This window comes from Caulobacter sp. GW456-12-1-14-TSB4, from assembly GCF_059424195.1.
The window spans coordinates 1-10,062 of record NZ_JBWKZF010000059.1; the positions used below are offsets into that span (position 1 = coordinate 1).

Annotated in this window: 12 protein-coding genes and 1 pseudogene; 5 read left to right on the forward strand and 8 right to left on the reverse strand. The window is 69.4% G+C overall.

Annotation, left to right across the window (positions count from 1 at the left end):
- Nucleotides 1-310, reverse strand: a 310-nt coding sequence (locus tag AC07YH_RS26240; protein ID WP_494749831.1) for a carboxymuconolactone decarboxylase family protein, incomplete at its 3' end; no start/stop codon positions are given.
- Nucleotides 311-406: 96 nt separating this feature from the next.
- Here AC07YH_RS26240 and AC07YH_RS26245 point away from each other — a divergent pair.
- The gene (locus AC07YH_RS26245) at nt 407-1,264 is read left to right on the forward strand and encodes a sigma-70 family RNA polymerase sigma factor (RefSeq protein WP_494749832.1); all 858 of its coding nucleotides are present in this window, start codon (nt 407-409) and stop codon (nt 1,262-1,264) included.
- Here AC07YH_RS26245 and AC07YH_RS26250 read toward each other — a convergent pair.
- A complete protein-coding gene (locus tag AC07YH_RS26250) occupies nt 1,254-2,117 on the reverse strand; it encodes a glycosyltransferase family 17 protein (RefSeq protein WP_494749833.1) in 864 nt (287 codons plus the stop codon). The two genes, AC07YH_RS26245 and AC07YH_RS26250, sit on opposite strands and share 11 nt — an antisense overlap.
- 60 nt (nt 2,118-2,177) lie before the next feature.
- Nucleotides 2,178-2,486 (reverse strand): polyhydroxyalkanoic acid system family protein, encoded by a 309-nt coding sequence (locus AC07YH_RS26255; protein ID WP_494749834.1) that lies wholly within the window; start codon nt 2,484-2,486, stop codon nt 2,178-2,180.
- A gap of 138 nt (nt 2,487-2,624) precedes the next feature.
- Here AC07YH_RS26255 and didA point away from each other — a divergent pair, with 138 nt between their 5' ends.
- Both didA and AC07YH_RS26265 read left to right on the forward strand, forming a co-directional pair.
- Nucleotides 2,625-2,834, forward strand: coding sequence for a DNA damage-induced SOS-independent cell division inhibitor A (didA, locus tag AC07YH_RS26260; RefSeq protein WP_494749835.1), 210 nt, complete (start codon nt 2,625-2,627; stop codon nt 2,832-2,834).
- 47 nt (nt 2,835-2,881) lie between these two features.
- Entirely contained in the window at nt 2,882-3,886 is a 1,005-nt protein-coding gene (locus AC07YH_RS26265) for a dipeptide epimerase (RefSeq protein ID WP_494749836.1), read from the forward strand.
- Between the two features lie 136 nt (nt 3,887-4,022).
- Here AC07YH_RS26265 and AC07YH_RS26270 read toward each other — a convergent pair whose 3' ends face one another.
- Nucleotides 4,023-4,970, reverse strand: a complete 948-nt coding sequence (locus tag AC07YH_RS26270) for a winged helix-turn-helix transcriptional regulator (RefSeq protein WP_494749837.1) — start codon at nt 4,968-4,970, stop codon at nt 4,023-4,025.
- 127 nt (nt 4,971-5,097) lie between these two features.
- On the opposite strand from AC07YH_RS26270, the gene AC07YH_RS26275 reads away from it, so the two are divergent.
- On the forward strand, nt 5,098-6,321 hold the full coding sequence (locus tag AC07YH_RS26275; protein WP_494749838.1) for an acetyl-CoA acetyltransferase: 1,224 nt from the start codon (nt 5,098-5,100) through the stop codon (nt 6,319-6,321).
- 52 nt (nt 6,322-6,373) lie between these two features.
- On the forward strand, nt 6,374-7,168 hold the full coding sequence (locus tag AC07YH_RS26280) for a DUF1295 domain-containing protein (protein WP_494749839.1): 795 nt from the start codon (nt 6,374-6,376) through the stop codon (nt 7,166-7,168).
- A 126-nt stretch (nt 7,169-7,294) separates the two neighbouring features.
- On the opposite strand, the gene AC07YH_RS26285 is transcribed toward AC07YH_RS26280, so the two are convergent.
- From AC07YH_RS26285 to AC07YH_RS26300, 4 genes and pseudogenes are all read right to left on the reverse strand, one after another.
- Nucleotides 7,295-8,050, reverse strand: a complete 756-nt coding sequence (locus tag AC07YH_RS26285) for a DUF72 domain-containing protein (RefSeq protein ID WP_494749840.1) — start codon at nt 8,048-8,050, stop codon at nt 7,295-7,297.
- A gap of 28 nt (nt 8,051-8,078) precedes the next feature.
- A pseudogene (locus tag AC07YH_RS26290) lies at nt 8,079-8,162 on the reverse strand (hypothetical protein); the annotation flags it as partial.
- Between the two features lie 107 nt (nt 8,163-8,269).
- Nucleotides 8,270-9,658, reverse strand: coding sequence for an L-serine ammonia-lyase (locus AC07YH_RS26295; RefSeq protein WP_494749841.1), 1,389 nt, complete (start codon nt 9,656-9,658; stop codon nt 8,270-8,272).
- 178 nt (nt 9,659-9,836) lie between these two features.
- On the reverse strand, nt 9,837-10,062 hold a 226-nt coding region (locus tag AC07YH_RS26300; RefSeq protein WP_494749842.1), incomplete at its 5' end, for a carboxymuconolactone decarboxylase family protein.

The following is a 10,062-nucleotide window of genomic DNA, read 5'->3' on the forward strand; positions in this document are numbered from 1 at the left end:
CGGCCTTGTCGGCGACGCGGGTCACGGCTTCGGCCAGGGCCAACGCGGCGCGTTCGGCGTCGGTGAAGTAGGGCGCATCGCGCCAGCCGGCGACGGTGGCCAGGCGCTCGGGCGTCTCGCCGGATTTCACTAGGGCGCGGGCGTGCATTTCCAGGCAGACGCCGCAGCCGTTGATCTGGCTGACCCGCAGGTGCAGCAGTTCGTGCAGGCTTTCCGGCACGCCCTCGACATGGGCGGATTTGCCCAGGGCGATCAGGGCCTTTATGGCGTCGGGGATCAGGAAGGCGGGCTGGGTCATGCGGGCTTGCATCGGTCTTGCTCCTTGCGGTTTGGCGATGCCGCCGGTCACATCCAGCGGCTTGTGTTCGTCGAAGAGGTGACGAAGCCCGACGGAGCGATGTGACCGATGTCCGAAAAGAATTTCCTGGCGGACCGATTTGAAGCCGACCGGACTCGCCTGCGTGGCGTGGCCTACCGCATGCTGGGCTCGCTGCCCGAGGCCGAGGACGCGGTGCAGGAAGCCTGGCTGCGCCTTTCCCGGGCCGACACCAGCGGCGTCGACAACCTGTCGGCCTGGCTGACCACAGTGACCTCGCGCGTCTGCCTGGACATGCTGCGCAGCAAGAAGTCGCGCCGCGAGGACGCCATCGAGGACGGCGCGCCCGAGCCGGCCGTCACCGCCGAGGACGCCATCGAGCGCGAGACGATCCTGGCCGACTCCGTGGGCCTGGCCATGCTGGTGGTGTTGCAGACCTTGACGCCGGCCGAGCGCATCGCCTTCGTGCTGCACGACCTGTTCGACCTGCCGTTCGACCAGATCGCCCCGATCGTCGAGCGCACGCCCGACGCCGCCCGCCAGCTGGCCAGCCGCGCCCGTCGCCGGGTGCGCGGCGGCGACAGCCTGGATGCGACCCAGACGGCGCAGAAGAGCGTGGTCGACGCCTTCCTGCTGGCCTCCCGCACCGGCGACCTGGCCGGGCTGATGGCGGTGCTGGATCCCAATGTCGTGGTCCGCGCCGACGCCTTCGCCGGCGGCGGCCAGACCCGCGAGCTGCGCGGCGCGGCCAAGGTCGCCGACTTCTACAACGGCCTGGCGGTCTCGGGCCGCACGGCGCTGGTCAATGGCGCGATCGGCGCGGTCGTCGCGCCGATGGGCAAGCTTTACGCGGTGCTCGACATCCGCATCGTGGACGGCAAGGTCGCCGAGATCACCGTCACCGGCGATCCCGAGCGTCTGGGTCGCGTGGAGCTGGCTACGCTCTGAAGGCGCGGCGCAGCAGGTCCTTGAGGCCCGGCGCTTCGCGGCCGGGTTTCGGGTCGATCAGCTTGCGCTCGACATAGGTCGCGTACTGGTCGCGGACGGCGCGCGGGAACGTGGCGTCCACCCGCACCGGCGTCAGGCTGGCGCCGGTGTAGAAGTGCCGGCCCTCGGCGATCTTCTCGGCCAGCAGGCCCTCTTCCTTCCAGCGCGCCACCTCCGGCTCGTCGTGGGCGAAGGCGGCCAGCTTGGCGATGACCTTGTCGATGCCGCCGACGTACGAGAAGTGCCAGCCGGCGTCCCACAGGATGCGCTCGCGCGCCGCCTCGACGCTCAGGCCCAGATAGTCCTGCGGCGTCTTCAGGCGCGGCGCGTTCAGGTCGTCCAGCTGCTGGATCTCGCGCCAGGGCGCGGCATAGGCCCGGGTCCACTGCTCGTCGCCCCACGCCCAGTTCAGGTAGTAGATGTAGAGCGCGTTGTGCAGATAGGTCAGAGTCTTACGCTCGCTGGCGGCCAGCAGGGCCTCGACGCGCGGGATCTCGTCGGCGTCGGAGATGTGCACCAGATCGTCGGGCGCGCAGTCGGCCAGGGCCCGACGGATGGCCTCGCGCTGGTGGAACTCGCGCGTCCAGGTGCTGGTGGTCTCGGGCATGTCGTCGACCACGACGTGCTTGATGCGCGGCAACCAGCGGGCGAAGCGCTGGCGGTTCTCGGCGAAGAACAGCGGCTTGGGGGCGCCCTGGAAGGTGATCGGCGCCTCGACGATCACGAACCGGTCGACGGTCTTGGACAGCTCCGTCAGGCGGATTTCCAGCAGGTCCAGCTCGTTGAAGAAAATGAACGCGTCGTGGATAGCCATCGGGCCCTCGTGGCGGCGCGCGCACCGGTCGCGCCGCCGTTGCGGCTGTGTAGAGGGGCGCTACTTCAACAGCAACTGGCCGCGCCGGGTCAGCTCGTCCTTGATCTTGCCGGCGGCCATGCCCAGCAGGCCGGGCAGGCTGATGTCGAGGCGGGCGTGGTCCTCCAGCACCTGGACGACGCCGGTGATGGTCGAGCCCATGGCCACGGCCGAGAAGTTCAGCACGTCGCCGGCCCAGCTCTGGGAGAAGCCCTTGGCGTCGCCGCCGGGGATCTGTCCGGCCATCTGCGCCAGGCCCTCTTCCAGCCGCCGTTTGGCCTCGGCCGCGCCCAGCTGGTGGGGGATGTTGATGCTGACGGTCTTGGCCATGGAATCCTCTTGAGCGCTTTCTCTGGGCGGCTTTTGGCAAAACGCGGCCGAATACGAAACGGTTTGGTCGGTGGGTTCAATACGTCCGATTCTGGCGCATGGCACAGCCAAGGTCGTCTTCATCAGATGAGGGACGACATGACCGACTTCGCCATGACCCAGCCGTTCAACGCGCGCCGTCCCCGCTTCGTGCGTCCCGGTCGTCCGGGCGGCGTTTGGGGGAAGATAAGCTATGCCGGCGTGCTGCTGGTGTGGGCGGTGCTGTTCTTCGTCGATCGCCCGCTGGCTCTGAAGGTGATGGCCGAGCGGCGCGCCGACTCGCCGATCCCCCGTCACTGGGGCTGGTGATTTTGAGGGGCTGGTAGGAGCCGGCGAAACGCGGCATCCCTGCGGGCATGTCGATCGCCGTCTCCGCCCGCCCGGTCTCGCATCTCCTGAAGGCCCCGTTCCGCATTTCGCGCGGGGTCAAGACCGCCGCCGACGTGGTCGAGGTGATCGCTTCGGCCGACGGCCACATCGGACGCGGCGAGAGCGTGCCCTACGGCCGCTACGGCGAGACGGTCGATAGCGTGCTGGCCCAGCTGGAGCCGGCCCTGGCCTCGGCCGATGTAGAGGCCGCCTGCGCCGCCCTGCCGCCCGGCGCGGCCCGCAACGCTCTGGACCTGGCGCTGTGGGACCTGCGGGCCAAGCGCACCGGCGTCAGCGTGGCCAGCGCCACCGGCCTGCCAATCCCGACCGCCCTGGTCACCGCCGTGACCGTCAGCCTCGATACGCCCGACAAGATGGCCGAGGCCGCCCGCGCGGTCGCCGACGCGCCGCTGATCAAGATCAAGCTCTCGGCCGACGATCCCGCTGCCCGCCTGCGCGCCGTCGCGGCGGCCGCGCCGACCTCGCGCTTCATCGTCGATCCGAACGAGGGCTGGACCTTCGATATCCTCGACGGGCTGAAGAGCCTGTTGGCCGATCTGCCGATCGCGCTCGTGGAGCAGCCGCTGCCGGCCGACGCGGACCACGAACTGGAAGGCTGGGACCCGCCGTTCACCGTCTGCGCCGACGAGAGCGTCCATGTCGGCGGCGACCTGGCGGCGCTGAAAGGCCGCTACCAGGCGGTGAATCTCAAGCTCGACAAGACCGGCGGCCTGACCGAGGCGGTGGGGATGCTGAAGGCCGCGCGGGTGCTGGGCTTCCAGGTGATGACGGGCTGCATGGTGGCCTCGTCGCTGGGCGTCGCGCCGGCGCTGCATCTGGGCGGGGCGAGTGATTTCGCGGACCTCGACGGGCCGTGGTGGTTGGCGGTGGATCATCCTGGCGGCCTGCGGGTGGAGCGGGGAATCATTACGCCTCCCAAGCCAGGATTTTGGGGGGACACAGAGGAAGCCAGCGACCTCTGGCTGGACTAGCGCTTTCCTCCCCCTTTGGGGGAGGGGGACCGCCGAACGGCGGTGGAGGGGCTCGCGCCCGCTTGGGCCGTACAAGCCCCCTCCGTCACGGCGCGCTTCGCGGCCGCGCCACCTCCCCCAGACGGGGGAGGAGAGATCAGCGCTCGATCTTGGTGTTGCTCGTATCCACGGCGCCGCTGCAGACGCCACACCGCACCTCCGGCTCCAACCGTGCGCCGCAGCTGTGCGTCAGGATTTCCGGACTTCCCTCACTCCCCGCCAGCCACCGATCGCCCCACGCGATCAGCGCCGCGACCAGCGGGAACAGGTCCCGGCCTTCCTTGGTCAGCTGGTACTCCCACCGCGCCGGGCGCTCCTGGTACAGCACCTTCTCCAGCATCCCGCGCTCGACCAGCCGCGCCAGACGGTCGGTGAGGATGTTGCTGGCGACCTTCAGTTCGTCCTGGAAGTCCTTGAACCGGCGCAGGCCGTAGAAGGCCGCGGCCAGGACGTGGGCGGTCCAGCGGTCGCCCAGGACCTCGATCCCGCGCTCCAGCATCGGGTGCAGGCCTGCCCCGCCGACGTCGTCGGAGCTGGCGCGGCGTGAGTGGCGGGCGCGGGGCGCGGGCTCCAGGCCGGCGCCCGGTCCGGGCGAGAGGGTGATGTCGCGCACCTTCACCGCCTCGCCGCAGGCCTTGCAGGCCAGCACCGGCTTCAACGGCTGGCCGCAGGTTTCGTGGACGATGCGGTGCGAGGGGCAGTCGGGGTCGAGGCGCCAGCGCATCTCCCAGCTCAGCAGCATCAGGGCAGCGTCGTAGAGGTCGCGGCCCATGGCCGTCAGCCGGTATTCGGAGCGCGGCGGGCGGTCCTGGTAGAGCCGCCGCTCCAGCACCCCGCCGACCTCCAGGCGCTTGAGGCGGTCGGTCAGCAGCGAGCGGGCGACGCCGGTCATCTCGACGAAGCCGTCGAAGCGTTTGACGCCCATGAAGGCGGCGTACAGCACCAGCAGGGTCCAGCGGTCGCCGATCAGGTTCAGCGCGCGGGCGGCTGAACTGCGTCTGACGAGTGCCGTCTCTTTTGGGGCGGGGCTCTTCTCGAGGACCATCGAGCGGCTTGGTGGGCCGCTTCGGCTGGGCGAGTCAACTTCGGTTCAAACCGTTGTTCGTCAAAGTCGTGGACTCGCCATAGGTCGCTTGTATAATCGAACTAACTAGACATCGGGAGGTCGGCGCATGGTCTATGTGCTGGGCGGTTGGCAGAGCGACTTCGCCGCCAACTGGAGCCGCGAGGGACGCGAGCTGGCCGACGCCTTCGGCGAGGCCGTGGGCGAGGGGCTGGCGGCCGTCGATCTGGACCCGGAAGAGGTCGAGACCGGCCATGTCGGCAACTTCGCCGCCGAGCTGTTCGCGGGCCAGGGCCTGCTGGGCGGCCTGTTCGGCCTGGTCCATCCAGCCTTCGACGGCCTGCCGACCGCGCGGCACGAGGCGGCCTGCGCCTCGGGCAGCGTCGCCATCCTGGCCGCCACGGCCGAGATCGAGGCCGGCCGCTACGACCTGGCCTGCGTCGTCGGCATCGAGCAGATGCGTAATGTCCCTGGCCAGAAGGCGGCCGAGAACCTGGGCAGCGCCGCCTGGGCCGGCCACGAATTCCAGGACGCCCGCTTCCTGTGGCCGCGCGCCTTCTCCGATCTCGCCGACGAGTATGACCGCCGCTACGGGCTGGACTACCGGCACCTGATGGGGATCTCCGAGATCAACTTCGCCAACGGCAAGCGCAATCCCAACGCCCAGACGCGGGGCTGGAACTTCGGGCCCGAGGCCTTCACCGCCGACGACGTCGCCAATCCAGTGGTCGAAGGTCGCACGCGCAAGCAGGACTGTGGCCAGGTGACGGACGGAACGGCCGTGGTGTTCCTGGCCTCGGAGCGGCGGGCGCGGGACTATGCCGACAAGCGGGGGATCGCGCTGGACAGCATCCCGCGCATCAAGGGTTGGGGCCATCGCTCGGCGCCGCTGAGCTACGCCCGCAAGGTCGAGGCGTCGCGCGATCAGGCGTACGTCTTCCCGCAGGTGCGCCGCGCCATCCTCGACGCCCGCGCCCGGGCCGGGATCGCGCCGGACGTCTCCGGCATCGACGCGGTCGAGACCCACGACTGCTTCACCGCCACCGAATACATGGCCATCGACCACCTGGGCCTGACCGCGCCGGGCGAGAGCTGGAAGGCCGTCGAGGCCGGCGACATCGCCATCGGCGGCAAGCTGCCGATCAACCCGTCCGGCGGGCTGATCGGGACCGGGCACCCGGTGGGGGCCACAGGCGTTCGGATGTTGCTGGACGCCTGGAAGCAGACCTCGGGAAGGGCCGAGGACTACCAGGTCGAGGGCGCCCGGACGGTCCAGACCCTGAACATCGGCGGTTCGACCACCACCACGGTCAGTTTCGTCGTCGGGACCTGAAACCCTTCCGCCGCCGCCCCGTATCTTCGCGACCCCTGCTCAAGGTCCCCGAATGCCCCTGCTCACGCTTCTTCTCGTCAACGCCGCCGTATCGGCGGTCGCCTTCCTGCTGCTGTGGGCCGTCAGCCTGCGGATCAAGGACGTCAGCTTCATCGACGCCTGGTGGGGGCCGAGCATGGCGCTGCTGGCCTGGAGCACCTTGGCGCAGAGCCCGCCAACGCCGCACGCCTTGCTGCTGACGGGCCTCTGCACCCTGTGGGCGGCGCGGCTGGGCGGCTACCTGTTCTGGCGCTGGCGCAAGCACGGGGCCGACCGGCGCTATGTCTCGATGATCGCCCACGCCGAGAAGCATCGCGGCTGGAGCTTCGCCAAGACGGCGCTGCTGCTGGTGTTCTCGCTGCAGTATGCGCTGGGGTTCGTGGTGGCGTTGCCGGTGCAGTTGGGGCAGCAGGGCGGGGCGCTGGGGCCGTTGGCGATGTTCGGCGCGGCGCTGGCGGTGATCGGCATTGCGTTCGAGACGATCGGCGACTGGCAGCTGACCCGCTTCAAGGGCGATCCGGCCAACGCCGGCAAGGTCATGGACCGGGGGCTGTGGCGCTATACCCGCCACCCGAACTATTTCGGCGACGCCTGCGTGTGGTGGGGGCTGTACCTGGTCGCGGCCGAGACGGGGATCGGCGCCTGGAGCCTGCCGGGGCCGGTGCTGATGACCGTGCTGCTGACCCGGTGGAGCGGGGTGCCGACGACGGAGGGCCGGATGCGCAAGAGCAAGCCTGGGTATGAGGCATATGTGGCGCGGACCAGTGGGTTCTTGCCGTGGTTTCCCCGCAATACCCCTCTCCCATAGGGAGAGGGAGGGGCCCGTCGCGAAGCGATGGGAGGGTGAGGGGTTACAGCGGTGGCCGGAGTGCCGGCACGCCGTCATGCCTCGTAACCCCTCACCCCAACCCTCTCCCTATGGGAGAGGGAGCTTTTAGGATTTCAACTTCTCGATCAACGCCATCGCCGCCGCCGGATTGCGCACCTTGGCCCCAGCGATGAAGTACGCGAACACATCCCCGCGCTCGGCCCAGGCCCGCGCCTGCGTCACCACCCCGTCCAGTTCCTCCGAGCTCATGCCCGTCGGCTCGTCCGGTTTGCTGGACATTAGCCGCGCATAGGTGAAGTCGGCGGTGGGCTGGTCGATGCAGGGCCAGGTCGGCTCCTCGTCGTCGACGGCGTAGACGATGGCCGCGCCGTACTTGGCGGCCAGGTCGTAGAACTCCTTGCAGGCGAAGGTCGGGCTGCGGACCTCCAGGGCGTGGCGCAGTCGCACACCGCCCTGTTCCTTCGGCAGCAATTTCAGGAATCCCTCGAAATCAGCCGCGTCGAACTTCTTGGTCGCCATGAACTGCCAGTTGATGGGGCCAAGCTTCGGGCCCAGCTCCTCCAGCCCCTGGGACAGGAATTTCTGCAGGGAATCGTTGTTCTCCGACAGCACCTTGCGATTGGTGCAGAAGCGGCTGGCCTTGACCGCGAACACGAAGTCGTCCGGCGTCTCGTCGCGCCACTTCTGCCAGCTGTTGGGCTTGAAGGTCGAATAGTAGGTGCCGTTGATCTCGATGCTGGTCAGCTTGGACGCGGCGTATTTCAGCTCGTCCTTCTGCTTGACGTCATCGCCATAGAAGGTCCCGCGCCAAGGCTCGAACGTCCAGCCGCCGATACCCGTCCGGATCACGCCCTTGGCCATGCTTGTTCCCTTCCTGTTCTCGGCGAACTTAGGTGAGGAATCTCGGACCGTCGAGCGGAGAATCTCTCCTCCCCTCTTGGGGGAGGGGGACCGCCGAACGGCGGTGGAGGGGGCCTGCGCCAGCGCTGCTGAGTCATGACCAACCCCCTCCGTCACGGCGCGCTTCGCGGCCGCGCCACCTCCCCCATGAAGGGGGAGGTGAGGGACGCTAAGCCTCGCTCAGCACTCCACCCGGTTGACCGACAGGCCCACCGCCAGACCCCCCATCGAGGTCTCCTTGTAGATCTCGTTCATGTCCTCGCCGGTGCGCTTCATCGTGGCGATGACCTTGTCGAGCGACACCGAGTGCTGGCCGTCCCCGAGCAGCGCCAGGCGCGCCGCGTCGATGGCCTTGATCGCCCCCATGGCGTTGCGTTCGATGCAGGGGATCTGCACCAGGCCGCCGATCGGGTCGCAGGTGAGGCCGAGGTTGTGCTCCATGCCGATCTCGGCGGCGTTCTCGATCTGGGCGTTGGTGCCGCCCAGGGCGGCGGCCAGACCGGCGGCGGCCATCGAGCAGGCGACGCCGACCTCGCCCTGGCAGCCGACCTCGGCCCCGCTGATCGAGGCGTTGCGCTTGTAGAGCGCGCCGATCGCGGCGGCGGTCAGCAGGAAGACGCGGATCTGCTCGGGCGTACCCTTGTGGAAGCGCACGAAGAACCGCAGCACCGCCGGCACCAGGCCCGCCGCGCCGTTGGTCGGGGCGGTGACGACGCGGCCGCCGGCGGCGTTCTCCTCGTTGACCGCCATGGCCCACAGGTTGACGAAATCCATGGCCGCCAGCGGGTCGCTCATCTGGCGCTCCATCCGGCCGAGGATGGTCTGGTGGATCTGGCGGGCGCGGCGCTTGACGCTGAGGCCGCCGGGCAGGGTCCCGTCCTGGCGCATGCCGCGATCGATGCAGGCCTCCATGGCCTCGAAGATGCGGTCGAGGCCGGCGTTCATGTCGTCCAGCGACATGCGGGCCAGCTCGTTGGCGCCCATGACCCCGGCGATCGACAGGCCCGCGTCGGCGGCGCGCTGCAGCAGGTCGGCGCCGCTCTCGAACGGGTGGGGGATGATCGGGCCGGGCTCGGGCGGGGCGTTGCTGCCCATCTCGAACTCGTCGCGGACGAAGCCACCGCCGATCGAGAAGTAGGTGCGCTCGGCAAGGACTTCGCCGGCCTTGTCGAAGGCGGTGAAGGTCAGGCCGTTGGGATGCTGGGGCAGGCGTTCGTGGCCCAGCCAGACGATGTCGCGGGCCTCGTCGAAGCCGATGGCGTGGTCGCCGCCCAGGTTCAGGGACTGCGCAGCTTGCGTCTCCAGCAGGGCGCGCTCGCCGGCGTCGGGATCCAGCGTGGCGGGCACGAAGCCCATCAGGCCCAGGATCACGGCGCGGTCGGTGGCGTGGCCCCGCCCGGTCAGGGCCAGGGAGGCATAGAGGCGGACCTCGACCCGGTGGACGTTCGGCAGCTGGCCGGCGTCACGCAGGCGGCCGATGAACAGCACGGCGGCGCTCATCGGCCCCATGGTGTGGCTGCTCGACGGGCCGACGCCGAGTTTGAAGAGGTCGAAGACGGAGGCGGTCATGGGAACTCTAGATCGTCACTCACAGCCCCCAAATCCGATCTCCCCGGCGAAAGCCGGGGCCCAGATCGAACCCACGAGCGTTTGCCGAGCGGTCGAGGCTGCGGGCGAGCACGCCCCAACCGCTCAGGCTGTATCTGGGCCCCGGCTTTCGCCGGGGAAACGGAGTTGGGGGAAGGGCTCAGACCCCCAAACTCCCCGCCACCTGGCGCGTCGCCGCGTTCAGGCGGTTCCAGACATTGATCGCCGAGATGGTCAGCAGCAGGCCCGCCAGCGCCTTGTCGTCATAGTGGCGGGCCGCCTCGGTCCAGACCTCGTCCGACACCGGGTCGGCCTTGTCGGCGACGCGGGTCACGGCTTCGGCCAGGGCCAACGCGGCGCGTTCGGCGTCGGTGAAGTAGGGCGCA